General features: G+C 30.7%; 16 protein-coding genes. 6 read left to right on the forward strand and 10 right to left on the reverse strand.

The annotated features are described in order from the left end of the window. Positions 1-3: 3 nt before the first annotated feature. On the reverse strand, positions 4-1,494 hold the full coding sequence (locus tag ACN0WB_RS02995) for a catalase (protein ID WP_417428687.1): 1,491 nt from the start codon (positions 1,492-1,494) through the stop codon (positions 4-6). Positions 1,495-1,593: 99 nt separating this feature from the next. On the opposite strand from ACN0WB_RS02995, the gene ACN0WB_RS03000 reads away from it, so the two are divergent. The 5 genes from ACN0WB_RS03000 to ACN0WB_RS03020 all read left to right on the forward strand — a co-directional run bounded on the left by ACN0WB_RS03000 (position 1,594) and on the right by ACN0WB_RS03020 (position 6,245). Next, positions 1,594-2,550 (forward strand): LysR substrate-binding domain-containing protein, encoded by a 957-nt coding sequence (locus ACN0WB_RS03000; protein WP_417428689.1) that lies wholly within the window; start codon positions 1,594-1,596, stop codon positions 2,548-2,550. Between the two features lie 178 nt (positions 2,551-2,728). After that, on the forward strand, positions 2,729-4,009 hold the full coding sequence (gene metK, locus ACN0WB_RS03005; protein ID WP_417428691.1) for a methionine adenosyltransferase: 1,281 nt from the start codon (positions 2,729-2,731) through the stop codon (positions 4,007-4,009). 70 nt (positions 4,010-4,079) lie between these two features. Continuing rightward, positions 4,080-4,565: a hypothetical protein gene (locus ACN0WB_RS03010; RefSeq protein ID WP_417428693.1), complete on the forward strand. Its 486-nt coding sequence runs from the start codon at positions 4,080-4,082 to the stop codon at positions 4,563-4,565. Positions 4,566-4,739: 174 nt separating this feature from the next. Beyond that, a complete protein-coding gene (locus ACN0WB_RS03015; RefSeq protein ID WP_417428694.1) occupies positions 4,740-5,330 on the forward strand; it encodes an RNA polymerase sigma factor in 591 nt (196 codons plus the stop codon). 219 nt (positions 5,331-5,549) lie between these two features. Further along, positions 5,550-6,245, forward strand: coding sequence for a YjjG family noncanonical pyrimidine nucleotidase (locus ACN0WB_RS03020; protein WP_417428696.1), 696 nt, complete (start codon positions 5,550-5,552; stop codon positions 6,243-6,245). 65 nt (positions 6,246-6,310) lie between these two features. Here the strand turns inward: ACN0WB_RS03020 and trpS are convergent, their stop codons facing one another. The 9 genes from trpS to ACN0WB_RS03065 form a co-directional block, all read right to left on the reverse strand. Next, on the reverse strand, positions 6,311-7,279 hold the full coding sequence (trpS, locus tag ACN0WB_RS03025; RefSeq protein WP_417428698.1) for a tryptophan--tRNA ligase: 969 nt from the start codon (positions 7,277-7,279) through the stop codon (positions 6,311-6,313). A gap of 30 nt (positions 7,280-7,309) precedes the next feature. Further along, positions 7,310-7,657: a DUF86 domain-containing protein gene (locus ACN0WB_RS03030; RefSeq protein ID WP_417428700.1), complete on the reverse strand. Its 348-nt coding sequence runs from the start codon at positions 7,655-7,657 to the stop codon at positions 7,310-7,312. Next, positions 7,650-7,949 carry a nucleotidyltransferase family protein gene (locus ACN0WB_RS03035; RefSeq protein WP_417428702.1) on the reverse strand — a complete coding sequence of 100 codons (300 nt, stop codon included), beginning with the start codon at positions 7,947-7,949 and terminating at the stop codon, positions 7,650-7,652. The genes ACN0WB_RS03030 and ACN0WB_RS03035 overlap by 8 nt, the downstream gene beginning before the upstream one ends. 52 nt (positions 7,950-8,001) lie before the next feature. Next, positions 8,002-8,640: a lipoprotein signal peptidase gene (locus tag ACN0WB_RS03040; protein ID WP_417428704.1), complete on the reverse strand. Its 639-nt coding sequence runs from the start codon at positions 8,638-8,640 to the stop codon at positions 8,002-8,004. 1 nt (position 8,641) lies between these two features. Next, positions 8,642-8,827, reverse strand: coding sequence for a DUF2683 family protein (locus ACN0WB_RS03045; protein WP_417428706.1), 186 nt, complete (start codon positions 8,825-8,827; stop codon positions 8,642-8,644). 12 nt (positions 8,828-8,839) lie between these two features. Then, a complete protein-coding gene (locus ACN0WB_RS03050; protein WP_417428756.1) occupies positions 8,840-8,911 on the reverse strand; it encodes a DUF6576 domain-containing protein in 72 nt (23 codons plus the stop codon). Between the two features lie 188 nt (positions 8,912-9,099). After that, the gene (locus ACN0WB_RS03055) at positions 9,100-9,480 is read right to left on the reverse strand and encodes a TraR/DksA family transcriptional regulator (protein WP_417428707.1); all 381 of its coding nucleotides are present in this window, start codon (positions 9,478-9,480) and stop codon (positions 9,100-9,102) included. A gap of 60 nt (positions 9,481-9,540) precedes the next feature. Further along, complete coding sequence (ileS, locus tag ACN0WB_RS03060; RefSeq protein WP_417428709.1) at positions 9,541-12,939, reverse strand: isoleucine--tRNA ligase; 3,399 nt, start codon at positions 12,937-12,939, stop codon at positions 9,541-9,543. A gap of 88 nt (positions 12,940-13,027) precedes the next feature. Beyond that, positions 13,028-13,507 (reverse strand): DUF2062 domain-containing protein, encoded by a 480-nt coding sequence (locus tag ACN0WB_RS03065; RefSeq protein ID WP_417428711.1) that lies wholly within the window; start codon positions 13,505-13,507, stop codon positions 13,028-13,030. Between the two features lie 126 nt (positions 13,508-13,633). Between ACN0WB_RS03065 and topA the strand changes: the two genes are divergently transcribed. Further along, positions 13,634-16,183, forward strand: coding sequence for a type I DNA topoisomerase (gene topA / locus ACN0WB_RS03070; RefSeq protein WP_417428713.1), 2,550 nt, complete (start codon positions 13,634-13,636; stop codon positions 16,181-16,183). The last annotated feature ends 34 nt before the right edge of the window (positions 16,184-16,217 follow it).

Consider the following 16,217-nt stretch of genomic DNA (forward strand, 5'->3'; position numbering starts at 1 on the left):
TAATTATTCTGCAGAATGACTTATCATATTACTGTCAATTTTAATTTGAAGTTTTTCTGCTATTTTCATTCCTAATTCAATATTTGCTCTGAAGAAATGACACAATTGCCGGTTTATAATTTCATCTTTTTTCTCACCTTTTATTCCGCGCATATGATCTACAATATTATTAATAAGATTTTCTCTTGCTTCTCTATTCATTGCATTGGTGTAAAGCAAACCTGGTTGTGTATAATGGTCGTCGTCATTTGCGTTTCTATTAAAATTTGCAACATGAAGACTGTCTAAATCATATTCAAAATTTTTATATTTTTCATCAGGTTTCACCACGCCAAAACTATTTGGATAATAATTTGGTTCATCTCTATATTGCTTTGAGTCTGCCATAAAACCGTCCCTTTGGAAATTATTAAAACCAAAAGGACATCGGTTTACTTCCAACTGATTTCCATTGACACCAATTCTATATCTTGCTGCATCTGCGTAAGAAAATAATCTTCCTTGCAACATTTTGTCTGGTGAAAAACTAATTCCATTTATTAAATTACTCGGAGAAAATGCGGCCTGTTCTACATGCGCAAAATAATTATTTGGAATTTCATTAAGTTCCATTTCACCAACTTCTATTAAAGGGAATTCTTCTTGAAACCAAACTTTAGTTACATCAAATGGATTCCATCGGAATTCTTTCGCTTGTTCATCTGTCATTACTTGGATGTACATTTTCCATTTCGGGAAATCACCTTTTTCAATTGCATTTACTAAATCTTCTTGTGCAAAATCGGGATTTTCACCTTGCATTTTTTTCGCTTCTTCGGAAGAGAAATTTTTAATTCCTTGCTCGGTTTTAAAATGAAATTTCACCCAAACTCTTTCATTATTTTCATTAATCATAGAAAAAGTATGAGAGCCAAATCCGTGCATATGTCTGTAACCAACCGGAGTTCCGCGCTCCGACATTACAATTAAAACTTGGTGTAAACTTTCGGGGTTTAAACTCCAATAATCCCACATCACAGTTTTATCTCGCAAATTAGTTTTTGGAATTCGCTTTTGTGTATGTATAAAATCTGGGAATTTTTTGGCATCTTTTATAAAGAAAACAGGCGTATTGTTTCCTACTAAATCCCAATTTCCATCTTCAGTATAAAATTTTAAAGCAAAACCACGCGGATCACGTTCTGTATCTGCACTTCCTTTTTCACCGGCAACAGTAGAAAATCTCGCAAACATTTTACAAGAATTTCCAACCTTTGAAAATAATTTTGCTTTGGTATATTTTGAAATATCATGCGTAACTGTAAAAGTCCCATAAGCGCCGCTTCCTTTTGCATGAACCACTCTTTCTGGAGTTCGCTCGCGAACGAAATGGGCTAAATTTTCTTGTAAAATAAAATCTTGCAAAAATAAAGGACCGCGCTCACCCACAGATTGAGAATCCTGGTGATCAAAATATGGAGATCCAGAAGCGTTTGTTAATTTTTTAGAATCCATTTTTGAATTTTTTATTTAAACAAATTTACTATTTAGTTTGCTTTAAATATGTATAATTCTAAAAACATAATTATATTTGTAATAGATAAAATTTATTAAATGAATATACAGCAATTGGAATATCTTATCGCAGTGGATAAATATAAACATTTTGGGAATGCAGCAAAGTCATGTTTTATAACACAACCTACTCTGAGTGCGATGATTCAGAAGTTTGAGGATGAATTGGATGTTAAAATATTTGATCGTACAACACATCCCATTCGAACTACAGATGCTGGAATTGAAATAATAAAACAAGCCACTTTAATTATTGATAATGTAATGGAACTGCGTAATAAAGCGGATCAACTTAATAATATTTTGGGAGGTAAATTAAATTTAGGGATTATTCCAACAGTTTCTGGGTGTCTAATTCCAACAGAAATCTTTGAATTTATTTCTAATAATGAAAAAATAGAACTCAATGTAAAAGAAATGACCACAGAAAGTATTATAAAAGCTTTAAAAAGTGGTGAATTGGATGCAGGAATTATTTCTACACCTTACAATGAAGCAGAAGAGTTTTCAAAAACATTTATTTTTAATGAAGAATTGATGGTATATTCTTCCGGGGAAAATAAAACAAAAAAAGAGTCTTTTATTCTTCCTGAAGAAATTGACATAGATAAAGTTTGGCTTTTAGAAGAAGGAAATTGTCTGCGAAATCAGTTTGAAAAGATTTGTCACTTAAAAGAAAATTCCGCCAAACCAAAAAATTTAGAATTTTTGGCTTCTAATATTTCTACATTAATCCATATGGTAGATAAAATGGGCGGAATTACCATTTTACCAGAATTGGCTGTTGACCAATTATCAGAAACACAGAGGAATAATGTTTCTCATTTTGTAAAACCTTTTCCTTTTCGCGAAATTTCAATTATTTATTATAAACCTACTTATAAACAAAAAATCATTGATGAATTGGTGAATTCCATCCAAAAATCTTTGAAGTTTAAATTAAATTATTATAAAGCTCCTAAAGATTTTGTTGCGATACAAGCATCTGTAAATTAATTTAAAAAGTTTGTTACAATTGAATTTTAAATCTTAAATTTGTCCCCAATATTTCGAGGAAAAATTTGAACTGATTGCAACCTCTCAAAAAAATGCTAAAACAGATTTTCTATTTTAGCTTTTTCAAGGGTCTTTATTTTTCAAAATTTTTTCTATAATTAATTTTAAATAAAAGTTTATGTCTTATTTATTTACTTCGGAATCCGTTTCTGAAGGTCACCCAGATAAAGTTGCAGATCAAATTTCTGATGCATTGATTGATAATTTTTTAGCTTTTGATAGAGAATCAAAAGTTGCTTGCGAAACTTTAGTAACTACAGGATTAGTTGTTTTAGCAGGAGAAGTAAAATCTAAAGCTTATCTTGATGTGCAAGAAATTGCGAGAAATGTAATTAATGAAATTGGTTATACGAAGAGTGAATATAAGTTTAATGGAGAATCTTGTGGGATAATTTCTTCAATTCATGAACAATCTTCAGACATTAATCAAGGTGTAGATCGTGTGAAAGGTGAAGCGGATTTTGAAACAAAAGCGAATTCACAAGGAGCAGGAGATCAAGGAATGATGTTTGGTTATGCAACCAATGAAACAGAAAATTATATGCCTTTAGCTTTAGATTTAGCGCATACAATTTTAAAAGAATTATCTACGCTGAGAAAAAATAATAATGCTATTAAATATCTTCGTCCAGATGCGAAAAGCCAAGTGACGATTGAATATTCTGATGATCATAAACCAGTTAGAATTGATAGTATTGTGATTTCCACACAACATGATGATTTTGCTGCGGAAGAAGCAATGCTTTCTAAAATTAGAAAAGATTTAATTGAAATTTTAATACCGATTGTAAAAGAAAAACAAAAACCAGAAATTCAGGAATTATTTAATGATGATATCAAATATCATATAAATCCAACAGGAATGTTTGTAATTGGCGGTCCACACGGAGATACAGGATTAACTGGTAGAAAAATAATTGTTGATACTTATGGTGGAAAAGGCGCACACGGCGGTGGTGCATTTTCTGGAAAAGATCCTTCCAAAGTAGATAGAAGTGCAGCTTATGCAACAAGACATATTGCAAAAAATTTAGTTGCAGCAGGAGTTGCAGACGAGGTTTTAGTTCAAATTTCTTACGCAATTGGTGTTGCAGAACCTTGCGGTTTATTTATTGATACTAATGGAACATCAAAAGTGAAATACACAGATGGAGAAATTGCAAAAAAAGTTCAAAAATTATTTGATTTAAGACCTTATGCTATTGAGCAAAATCTAAAATTAAGAAATCCAATTTATCAAGAAACGGCTTCTTACGGTCACATGGGAAGAGATTATTATGTTGCAGATAAAACTTTTAAAACGGTAACTGGTGAAGATTTTGTAGTAAAAGATTTAGAATTTTTCACTTGGGAAAAATTGGATAAAGTAGAAGAGATTAAGAAAGAATTTAATATTTAAAATAAATACAGCTTTATGACACTTCATAAAGCTGTTTTTTTTATATTCGTTTTTAATTATATTACCAACAATGGCAAAGCGTTTAATTTTAGTTTTAAGTTTTATTTTTATCGGGCAAATTACAAAGGCACAACTCACGACTTATACTATGTTGCAAGCTGGTTATGTTTATCAAAATCAGAGTTTTGCGGAATTGGGAGGTCGTTTTTTATTTTTAAATAATGATAATGTAATTTATAGATTAGGCGCTTCTGCAATGATAGGAAGTGCAAATTCAAAAATTGCTGTTTTGCCTAAACTGCAAGGAGATATTTTACTGAATTTTGAGAAAAACGTAGATCTTTATCATGCTTATTATTTTTTAGCAGGAGCGGAAGTAACTTCAAAATATTTTGCACCTAAATTGGGTGTTTCATTATTTGGAATTGTAGATTTGAGTGGCGGTTACGCTTTTCCGATGAGTAACAAAACTTTTAATGGAAAGGATTTAAAAGGATTCAATCTTAATTTCACCGTTAATTTACCTTTTTTATTGTTGCGAGATTTATTAAAATAAAGTTAAAAACTTACAGATATTTTATTATTTTTAACAAAGTATTAACTTTTTTTATTACTTTTACCATCAATTAAATATTCATCTATCGCATAATTTTACTTTTTAATTACCAGAAAACGTTTTTCACACGCGAAGTGTGGAAAGTTTTTGGGTCATAATTTAAAAAGAAAAATAATGAATACTTATACCGATAGTCAATTAATTGATTCCTACCAAAATGGTTGTGAGAAATCTCTCGGCTTTCTTATTAACCGCCATCAAAAAGATCTTTACACCTATATTTTTTATAAATTAATGGATGATGATCTTGCAAATGATATTTTCCAAGATACTTTCATGAAAATTATAGTTAAGTTGAAAGAAGGAGGCTATAACGATCAAGGAAAATTTATACTTTGGGCAAAAAGAATTGCGCACAATTTAATAATAGATCATTATCGTTTAATTTCAAAACATAAAAAAGTCTCTGAAACTACATATGATAATGAAGAATATTCCATTTTTGATATGTTACAAGTGCAAGATGAAAATATTGAAGAAAAAATTATCTCAGAACAAATAAACTCAGATTTACTTAGTCTTTTAGTGCATCTACCAGAAAATCAACAAGAAGTAATTAAACTTCGTTTTTTTGACGGTTTAAGTTTTAAAGAAATTGCAGATCAAACAGATTCGAGTATTAATACAACTCTGGGAAGAGTGAGATATGCTTTGATTAATTTGAGAAAAATAATGGAAGAAAAAAATATTATTTTAACCAGATAACAATATTTTTTAAATGCTTGCGTTTTAAATTTAAATTAAAAAAAACAAAAGCCTATGAAAAATCTTGACACTTTAAAAACTACAACTTTTAATCCTAAAAAAGAAACGGTCTCATTCTTACTTCAATTCTCAAAAAGTATGACCATTCTAAAAACAAAGAAAAAAAAATACTTGATTTCTAAGAATTAAACCGAAGCAAAAACCTTAAATTTGTGCCCTATGAAAATACGGCACATTTTTTTTGATTTAGACAATACACTTTGGGATCACCGCAAAAATGCAAGACTAACTTTAGGTATTCTTTTTAAAAGATATCAAGTTGAAGAACTTCATCAAATTAGTTTTGAAGATTTCCACACAGCGTATGATTTTATAAATGAAGATTTGTGGGCAAAAATCCGGGATGAAAAAATTGATAAAGAATATCTTAGAAAACACCGGTTTTATGATTCTTTTTTGAAATTTGAAATTGATGATTTTGCTTTGTCTCAAAAGTTTGAAAACCAATTTTTAGATGAAATTATAGCCTTCAATGAAGTTGTGCCCGGAAGTATTGAAATTTTAGATTATTTAAAATCTAAAAATTATATGCTTCATATTATTACCAATGGTTTCCATGAAGTGACACATCGAAAAATTGATGGAGCAAAACTCACCAAATATTTTGAAACCGTTACTTCTGCCGATGAAGTTGGTGTGAGAAAGCCAAATCCGAAAATTTTTGATTTCGCTTTAAAATTAGCAAATGCTGAAAAAGAAGAATCAATTTTAATAGGTGATGATTGGATTGCAGATTTTCTTGGCGCTCAAAATTATGGTTTAGACGTGATTTTCTTTGATGTTTTTAAAGAAAAGCAGGCTTTAAATGATATTAAAAGAATTGAAAATTTAATTGAAATAAAAGATTATTTATAAAAAAATACCACTAATGCCATAATTTTATATTAGTGCATTCGTGGCAATTAAATTTCACTTTAAATTTAAACTCCCAAACTTTCTCTCACTCTTTTTAAAGTTTCTGCCGCAATCTTTTTGGTTTTTGCTGCGCCTTCATTTAGTTTCGCTTCCAATTCTGGGAGATTGTTCAAGTAATAATTGAACAACTCTCTTTCTTTGGAATATTTTTTTAAAATTAAATTTAATAATTCATTTTTTGCGTGTCCGTAACCAAAATTACCTGCAAGGTATTTTTGTTTTAAACTTTCAGTTTCTTCTGCAGAAGCAATTAATTTAAAAATAGCAAAAACTTTATCTGTTTCCGGGTCTTTTGGTTCTTCTAAAGTTTTAGAATCGGTTTCTATAGACATTATCTGCTTTTTCAAATCTTTTTCTGGTAAGAAAATATTGATAATATTTCCACGAGATTTTGACATTTTTTGTCCGTCAATTCCAGGAACATATTTAGTGTCTTCTTGTAATTCTGCTTGTGGTAAAACAAAAATATCACCCATTTGATTGTTAAATCTTGCGCCCATGTCGCGCGCCATTTCCAAATGTTGCAATTGATCTTTTCCCACGGGAACAATTTCTGCGTCATACAATAAAATATCTGCAGCCATTAGAACAGGATAAGTGAAAAGACCTGCGTTTACATCGTCCAAGCGATCGGCTTTATCTTTAAAACTGTGCGCTAAAGTCAGTCTTTGAAAAGGATAAAAACAAGATAAATACCAAGAAAGTTCTGTCACTTCTGGAATATCACTTTGTCTGTAAAAGAAAGTTTTTTCAGTATCCAATCCACAAGCGAGCCACGCTGCAGCAATTTCGTAAGTATTTTGTTTTAAGTTTTTTGCATTTTTAATTTGTGTTAAAGAATGCAGATTTGCGATAAACAAAAAAGATTCTGTATTAGAATTTTTTGATAATTCGATAGCGGGAATTATGGCGCCCAAAAGGTTTCCTAAATGTGGCGTTCCAGTTGCTTGTATTCCGGTGAGGATTCTTGGCATTTTTTAGATTAATAGATGATTGATAAAAAATTATTTTAGACTAATTAAAATTTTAATTTCGGATTTTAATTTCGGTAAATGATTGATAATTACTGCCCAAATGTTTTCATCTGAAATACTATCATAAGCATGGATTACCAAATTTCTTAAACCAATGATAGATGTTGCTTCCGAGATTTTGTCTAAATAATTTTTATCTTTTTTTATAATTTTATTTACTGCTTCACCAATAATTTCCAAATCTCTTTCAATAGCACGTTTAAGCATCGTGTTTTGCTTATAAGCATTGAAATCTTTTGGCTTGTTTATAAAATAGGAATCTATTTCAGAAATTGCAAAATCAATATCATAGAGATATTTTAGAATCTTTTCATCCATAAATAAGTTGTTTAGTTTTATTTATAGAATTAATTAGTATTGGGTTTTTTAAACTTTGAACCTCAACTAAATCAATTTTTCTATTAAATAATTTAGCTAGTTTTTCTTTTAATGAAAGATAATTATTAAAATAGTTAAATAAATCTTGGGTATTGAATTTTACTAGAAAATCAATGTCACTCTCTTTATGAAAGTTTTCTGAAAGCGAGGATCCAAATAAATAAAGATTTTCTACTTCATGTGTTTTACACAAAATATTAAGTTCTTCATTATTTAAAATGGTGAGTTTCATTAAACAAAAATAGTGAAATAAATTAGGTATTGAAATGTAGAGGAAGATTTTCCTAAAACTCCAAACCGTGAGGAAATGCTTTTTTTCTAAATATAAATAAAAAAGCGGCACCTATTGTAATTGCTGCATCTGCGACATTAAAAATATATTTAAAAAACTCAATATGCGTTCCGCCGATTAACGGCCAATTTTCGGGAACATTCCAATTTACAAGTGGAAAATGAAACATATCTACAACGCAACCTTTCATGAAAGTAGAATAACCGTGACCAAATTGAGTGAGTTTTGAAACGCCATCATAATCAATCCATCTTCCAATACTTTCTTCGAAAACGGTTCCAGAATCAAAAATTAATCCGTAAAACATGCCGTCAATTAAATTACCAATTGCCCCTGCAAAAATGATGGACATTGGAATAATTAGATAGTTGGAAGCGCCTTCTTTCAGCCATTTTCTAAATAAATAAATCATTCCACCAATAAGAATTAATCTTACTAAAACTAAGAAATATTTACCAATTAATCCGCCGAAATGAAAACCGTACGCCATTCCAGGATTTTCTACAAAAGTCAGTTTAAAACCAGGAAATATATCTTGCGATTCGCCGAGAAAAAAATGAGTTTTAATATAATATTTGGTGAGTTGATCAATTAATAGAATCACAATTGTGATGATGGCAATTTTCTTCATTTTATCCTTTTGGTTTTGATTTTCTCACAATTTTTTCTACCTTTTTATCCTGCAATTTTTTTACAGTTTTTTGGTTGTGAAAAGTATTTTTGTGAAACTTTTCAAATTCTATATTCATATCTTTTAATACGGTTTTCACAGCTTGAAGCTCCATCGCATTTTTGGTATGTACAATTATAGATTCCATTTTTTTGAATGTTTATTTTTTTGATAGTTCATCTAGACGTTTTTGGTCTTTTTCAGATAAATCGTTTAAGCCGTTTTTACCTATTTTAGAAAGTTAAACGTCAATTTCTTTTTCTTTTTCTCGTCGCTCAGAATTATATTGATCATCCATTGTATAGCTACTTTTAATTTTTTCGTGATGAGTTTTAGAAAATTTATTTCTGAAAAAATACACAAAAATAAGTAGCGCTATAATGAAAAGTATAATAGATTCTGTCATCTAAAATAAAGAAATTATCTCTGCATATTTTTCGCTTCTATGCTTAGAGTCGCATGTGGAACAGCTTTCAATCGATCTTTAGCAATTAATTTTCCGGTAACTCTACAAATGCCGTAGGTTTTATTTTGAATACGGATTAATGCATTTTTTAAATCGCGGACGAATTTCTCTTGTCTTCCTGCTAAAATTGCATTTTGTTCTTTACTTAAGGTTTCCGCACCTTCCTCAAAAGCTTTAAAAGTAGGAGAAGTATCATCTGTTCCATTATTTTGATCATTAATGAAACTTTCCCGAATCAGCATTAAATCTCTTTCCGCTTTATCTATTTTACTTTGTATAAGCGTTCTGAATTCCTCTAAATCTGCATCGCTATATCTTTGTCTATCTTCTGTCATATTCGTTATTTTTATTATAATTTTTAATAATCTTCTTTTAATTTTAAAATTATTAATTTCTTAAATTTTGTTCACATTTACTTTGAATTTCACTTCGTCAATCTCAATATTTTCAAAAATTGAAAGTGAATTTACAACCTTTATTTCATCTGACAATACTTCCATCGAAATATAATCATTGTTTTCTATAATTTGTTTTTCAAAAGGGGAATTTTGCTCAATTTCTACTAAAATTTTATCTGTTAAATCAAAGCTTTTTTCTTTTCTAATATTTTGAATACGATTTACAAATTCCCGTGCAATTCCTTCTGCTTTAAGCTCTTCTGTTAAAGTTAAATCTAAAGCAACAGTTAATTTGTTGTCAGAAATTACCGTCCAACCAGGAATATCTTTTGTGGAAATCTCTACTTCATCCAACGTAATAGAAAATCCATCAATATCTATACTTCCAGTTTTTTCAAATGTTGCAATTTCTTCTGAATCAAGTTTAGTAATTGCGGTTGCAACAGATTTCATATCTTTTCCAAGTCTTGCTCCTAGAACTTTAAAATTAGGTTTTATTTGTTTAATGATGAGATTTGAAGCTTCTTCGGTGTTAATTAATTGCAATTCTTTCACGTTTACTTCGCTTTTAATTAAATCAGAAACTGCTAAAATTTGTTCCTCCGTTTTTTTATCCAAAACAGGGATTAAAACTTTCTGCAACGGCTGTCTAACTTTGATATTTTCTTTTTTTCTTAAAGAAAAAACCATCGAAGTAATTTGTTGCGCCAGATGTGTTTTTTCTACTAAACTCAAATCGATCAAACCTTCATTAACCAAAGGAAAATCAGTTAAATGGACTGATTCTGCTGAATTTTTGCCTGAGATTTTATTTAAATCCTGAAACAGTTGATCCATAAAAAATGGCGCAATAGGAGCGGAAATTTTCGCCACAGTTTCAAGGCAAGTGTATAAAGTTTGATAAGCTGAAATTTTATCTTCAGAATAATCACCTTTCCAAAATCTTCTGCGGCAAAGTCTTACATACCAATTACTTAAATTGTCATTTACAAAAGTATTAATGGCTCTTGCCACTTTCGTCGGTTCATAATCTTCGTAAAAATCTGTTACTTCTTTCACTAATATATTTAATTCTGCTAAAATCCAACGGTCAATTTCAGGACGATTTTCTACATCTTTTTCGGAATAATTGAATTTATCCACATTCGCATAAAGTGCAAAAAACGAATAAGTATTATATAATGTCCCAAAAAATTTACGGCGAACTTCATCAATTCCTTCTAAATCAAATTTTAAATTTTCCCACGGATTGGCGTTAGAAATCATGTACCATCGCGTTGCATCGGGTCCATATTTTTCTAAAGTTGTAAAAGGATCAACTGCATTTCCAAGTCTTTTAGACATTTTCTGTCCATTTTTATCCAAAACCAAACCGTTGCTCATTACATTTTTATATGCTACAGAATCAAAAACCGCTGTTGCAATTGCGTGTAAAGTATAAAACCAACCGCGGGTTTGATCTACACCTTCCGCAATAAAATCTGCAGGAAATGCTTTTCGCTCGTCAATTAATTCTTTATTTTCAAAAGGATAATGAAGTTGCGCGTAAGGCATTGAACCGGAGTCAAACCAAACATCAATTAGATCAGATTCGCGTTTCATCGCTTTTCCAGAAGTGGAAACTAAAATAATTTGATCTACAATATTTTTATGCAAATCGATATTCAAATAATTTTCAACAGACATATTTCCCACTTCAAATTTTGAAAAAGGATTATTTTCCATAAATCCTAAAGCAACGGATTTATTAATTTCTGTCATTAATTCTTCCACAGAACCGATGATGATTTCTTCCTTCAAATCTTCTGTACGCCAAATTGGCAAAGGAATTCCCCAATATCTGGAACGAGATAAATTCCAGTCATTTACGTTTGCGAGCCAATTTGCAAATCTCCCTTCACCTGTCGATTTTGGTTTCCAATTGATTGTTTCATTAAGTTCAACTAATCGGTCTTTCAAAGAAGACATTTTTACAAACCAAGAATCCAATGGATAATACAAAACAGGTTTGTCGGTTCTCCAACAATGTGGATAACTGTGAACATATTTTTCTACTTTAAAGGCTTTGTTTTCAGTCTTTAATAAAATTGCAAGATCAACATCCCAAGATTTTTCGGGCGCAGTTCCGGCTTCATAATATTCATTTTTAATGAATTTGTCAGCAAATAATTCTGGTACATTTTCACCTTTAATGAATTTCCCCTGCAAATTTACTAATGGAACTAAATTATCATTTGTATCTTTCACCAACATGGGCGAAATATTATTTTCTTTTCCCACACGCGCATCATCTGCACCAAAAGTTGGCGCGATATGAACAATTCCAGTTCCATCTTCAGTTGTTACAAAATCACCTAAAATTATTCTAAAAGCATTTTCAGGATTTTCAGCGGGTAAAAACCACGGAATTAATTGTTCGTAAGTTATTCCTGCTAAATCTGCACCTGTAAATTCTGCTAAAATTTGGTAAGGAATTATTTTAGATTCAGAAGTATAATTTGAAAAATCCTCTTCAGTTCCTAAAATATATTTTTTACCAAAATTTTTCTCCAAAAGAACTTTTGCCAAAATAATATTGATTGGCTCAAAAGTATATTGGTTAAAGGTTTTAACTAAAACATATTCGATATCTCTTCCCACCGCAAGTGCAGTATTTGAAGGTAAAGTCCAAGGCGTCGTTGTCCAAGCTAAAATGTGGATTGGAGACTCTATATTTAAGATTTGAGATTTTAGACTTTCAGAAAGAGTTTTAACCTTAAATTGCGCAGTAATTGTCGTGTCTGAAACATCTCTGTAAGTTCCCGGCTGATTAAGTTCATGCGAAGACAAACCAGTTCCTGCAGCCGGAGAATAAGGTTGAATGGTGTAACCTTTATAAAGCAAATCTTTTTTGTAAAGTTGCTTTAAAAGCCACCAAACCGTTTCCATATATTTTGGTTCGTAAGTAATGTAAGGATCTTTTAAATCCACCCAATAACCAATTTTTTCAGTTAAATCATTCCAAACATCGGTGTATTTCATCACTGCTTTTCGGCAAGCTGCGTTGTAATCTTCTACTGAAATTGTTTTTCCGATATCTTCTTTTGTAATTCCTAATTCTTTCTCAACGCCTAATTCTATTGGTAAACCATGCGTATCCCATCCAGCTTTTCTAAAAACTTGTTTGCCTTGTTGAGTTTGATAACGACAGAAAATATCTTTTAAAGCACGAGCCATTACGTGGTGAATTCCAGGCATTCCGTTTGCGGAAGGCGGTCCTTCATAAAAGACATATTCTGGTTTTCCAGCGCGCATTTCTACGGATTTTTCGAAAGTTTTATTTTCTTTCCAAAAATCTGAAATATGGGTTGCTATTTCAGTAAGATTCAGAGATTTATATTCTGTAAATTGACTCATCAATTTTGATTTCTAGTGTTAAAAAAAAATAATGGGCGAAGATAAGGATTTTTGAAGTTAAATTCAAGTGGCTAAAAAGGTGATAATTTTATTTTCTGGAACTTAATTTTTGAAGAAAAAAATAAGAACCTAAACCTAATATTAAAGACATTGAACTTGCTAAAATTATACTTCCAATACAATATTGTAAAAAGTGAGTTTTTGCTAATTCTAAATTAAATTTTTGGTTTTCAAAATTGCTATTTTCCGACACAAAAAATGAACCAATGTAAAGCGAAATCATAATAACAAAAGGAATAAACGGCGGAAAACTAATGTGAGTGCTCATATAAGAAAGCATTTTATTGAGTTTAAAATAGGTTGCTAAAAAGAGAACAATTACGGTTTGAAATCCCCAAAAAGGAGTTAGACCCACAAAAACGCCTAAAGCAATTGAAAGCGCTTTAGTTTTATTACTCACATCAATTTCTAAAATATTTTCTTTTAAAAATCTTTTGAATCCTTTTTTCCGATAATAGCGGTAAAAAACTTTATTGCTTTGTAATGTATTTTTAATAAAATTTTTCAAAGTTGATTTTCAATTTCGTGCAAATTTAGATGTTTTTAGAATTTGTAAATCTATATAATAAGGTTAATTAATTGATGCAAAATTTCAGATTAAAAAAAAACTTCTACTTTTGCAAAAATTTCTTCTATGTCTAAAAATCTCGTAATTGTAGAATCGCCCGCAAAAGCTAAAACTATTCAGAAATATTTGGGAAGCGATTTTGAAGTGAAATCCAGTTTTGGACACATCCGAGATTTGCCTAAAAAAGGAATGGGAATCAACCTTCAAACTTTCACTCCAGATTATGAAGTTTCTGCAGATAAAAAAAAATTAGTCGCAGAATTAAAAGCTGCTGCAAAAAAAGCGGAAATAGTTTGGTTGGCTTCCGATGAAGACAGAGAAGGAGAAGCTATTTCTTGGCATTTAGCACAAGAATTAAAATTAAAAGAAGAACAAACTAAAAGAATTGTTTTTCACGAAATTACCAAAAATGCAATTTTAAAAGCGATAGAAAACCCAAGAAAAATTGATCAGAATTTAGTTAATGCACAGCAAGCCAGACGAATTTTAGATAGAATTGTGGGTTTTGAAATGTCGCCTGTTTTATGGCGGAAAGTGAAAACTGGACTTTCTGCAGGAAGAGTTCAATCTGTTGCTTTGAGATTGGTTGTAGAAAGAGAAAAAGAAATTAGAGATTTTCAAGCGATATCATCCTATAAAGTAGAAGGAACTTTCATTAATAATGAAAAACAAGAAATTTCATCAAAATTAAAGAAGGATTTTGTTAAAGAAACCGAAGCTGAAGCATTTTTAAATCAAGCACAAAACACAGAATTTAAGGTTTTAAATGTAGAAAAAAAACCTGGAACTCGTTCTGCTTCTGCACCTTTCACAACTTCAACTTTGCAGCAAGAAGCGTCTAATAGATTGGGTTACAACGTAACGAACACGATGCGAATTGCGCAAAGATTATACGAAGAAGGTTTTATCACTTATATGAGAACGGATTCTGTAAACCTTTCGGAAGAAGCGATAAATGGCGCGAAATCACAAATTATTTCTGAATTTGGCGAGGAATATTCTAAACCAAAAAAATTTACAACAAAATCTGCATCCGCACAAGAAGCACACGAAGCAATTAGACCGACGGATTTTAGTTTGAAATCCGTTCCTGATGCGCAACAAAATAAATTATACCAATTAATCTATAAAAGAACTTTAGCCTCGCAAATGGCGAATGCAAAAATTGAAAAAACAGTTATTGAAATTGGAAATAAATCTTTGCCGCAACATTTCGAAGCGGTCGGAGAAGTTATTGTTTTTGAAGGATTTCTAAAAGCTTACGGAATTGTAAAAAATGACGACGATGATGCAGAAGATAACAGCAAATTATTACCAAAAGTAAATATCGGTGAAATTTTAACTTATAAAAAAATTGAAGCGACGCAGAAATTTACAAGACCTGCAGCGAGATATACGGAAGCTGGTTTGGTAAAAAAATTAGAAGAACTCGGAATTGGAAGACCTTCTACTTATGCGCCGACAATTCAAACCATTCAAAATAGAGAATATGTTGATAAACGCGAAATTGAAGCTCAAACTCGAGAATATTTAAAACTAACTTTAACCAAAACTTTAAAAAAAGAAATTTTAGAAGAAAAGTTTGGGGGTGATAAAAATAAATTCGTTCCTACGGATATTGGTGAAGTTGTAACAGACTTTTTGACTGAAAATTTTGCTGAAATTTTAGATTATGGTTTCACAGCAAAAGTAGAACAAGATTTTGATGATATTGCAAATGGTTCTGAAAAATGGAAAGAAACTTTACAAACTTTTTACAAAGATTTTCATCCAAAAATTGAAGACGTACAAGAACATGCAGAACGCGCAAATGGCGAAAGATTCTTAGGAAAAGATCCAAAATCTGGTAAAAATGTTTACGCTAGAATTGGAAGATTTGGACCGATGGTGCAAATTGGAGAGCAAGATGACGAAGAAAAACCAACATTTGCAAGTCTAATGGCAAACCAAAATATTTCTACTTTAACTTTTGAAGAAGCTTTAGAATTATTTAAAATTCCGTTTGATTTATCAGATTATGAAGGTAAAAAAGTGTTGGTTGGTGTCGGAAGATTTGGGCCATATGTGAAATGGGGCGAAACTTTTATCAGTATTCCAAAAGGAATGGATCCATTTTCTGTGGATGACGAACATGCTATTGAAATTATTGAAGAAAAGAAAAAAACAGACGCACCAATTACGAATTATAAAGGAAATCCAGTCACAAAAGGAACGGGAAGATTCGGTCCATTTATTAAATATGACGGAATGTTTATCAATGTTCCGAAGCGTTATAATTTTGAGAATTTATCTCAAAATGATATTGATGAATTGATAGAAGCTAAACTAGAAAAAGAAGCGAATCGCTATATTCAACAATGGCCAGATGAAAAAATTTCTATTGAAAATGCAAGATGGGGTCCAATTATTAAACACGGAAAAAATATTTTTAAAATCCCAAAAACCAAATCTGGTGAAAAATATGAAGTGGAAGATTTGAAAGAAGTGGTTTTAGAGGAAGTAAAAAAATGGATTACGGCACAAGATAAAAATGCGTTTAAAGAAAAAGTAAAACCTAAAAAGGCAGCCGCAAAAAAAGCAACTGCAAAGAAAAAAGCAACTCCGAAAAAGAAATAAACAACGTAAAGTTGTAAAGATGTGAAGCCCTAAA

The sequence above is a fragment of the Halpernia sp. genome (assembly GCF_048269545.1).
Classification (GTDB): Bacteria; Bacteroidota; Bacteroidia; order Flavobacteriales; family Weeksellaceae; genus Halpernia.

Bases quoted from the DNA above. Each gene is read 5' to 3' on its own strand.
- ACN0WB_RS02995 (WP_417428687.1), bottom strand. From the start codon at position 1,494: ATGGATTCTAAAAAATTAACAAACGCTTCTGGATCTCCATATTTTGAT.
- ACN0WB_RS03000 (WP_417428689.1), top strand. From the start codon at position 1,594: ATGAATATACAGCAATTGGAATATCTTATCGCAGTGGATAAATATAAA.
- metK (WP_417428691.1), top strand. From the start codon at position 2,729: ATGTCTTATTTATTTACTTCGGAATCCGTTTCTGAAGGTCACCCAGAT.
- ACN0WB_RS03010 (WP_417428693.1), top strand. From the start codon at position 4,080: ATGGCAAAGCGTTTAATTTTAGTTTTAAGTTTTATTTTTATCGGGCAA.
- ACN0WB_RS03015 (WP_417428694.1), top strand. From the start codon at position 4,740: ATGAATACTTATACCGATAGTCAATTAATTGATTCCTACCAAAATGGT.
- ACN0WB_RS03020 (WP_417428696.1), top strand. From the start codon at position 5,550: ATGAAAATACGGCACATTTTTTTTGATTTAGACAATACACTTTGGGAT.
- trpS (WP_417428698.1), bottom strand. From the start codon at position 7,279: ATGCCAAGAATCCTCACCGGAATACAAGCAACTGGAACGCCACATTTA.
- ACN0WB_RS03030 (WP_417428700.1), bottom strand. From the start codon at position 7,657: ATGGATGAAAAGATTCTAAAATATCTCTATGATATTGATTTTGCAATT.
- ACN0WB_RS03035 (WP_417428702.1), bottom strand. From the start codon at position 7,949: ATGAAACTCACCATTTTAAATAATGAAGAACTTAATATTTTGTGTAAA.
- ACN0WB_RS03040 (WP_417428704.1), bottom strand. From the start codon at position 8,640: ATGAAGAAAATTGCCATCATCACAATTGTGATTCTATTAATTGATCAA.
- ACN0WB_RS03045 (WP_417428706.1), bottom strand. From the start codon at position 8,827: ATGGAATCTATAATTGTACATACCAAAAATGCGATGGAGCTTCAAGCT.
- ACN0WB_RS03055 (WP_417428707.1), bottom strand. From the start codon at position 9,480: ATGACAGAAGATAGACAAAGATATAGCGATGCAGATTTAGAGGAATTC.
- ileS (WP_417428709.1), bottom strand. From the start codon at position 12,939: ATGAGTCAATTTACAGAATATAAATCTCTGAATCTTACTGAAATAGCA.
- topA (WP_417428713.1), top strand. From the start codon at position 13,634: ATGTCTAAAAATCTCGTAATTGTAGAATCGCCCGCAAAAGCTAAAACT.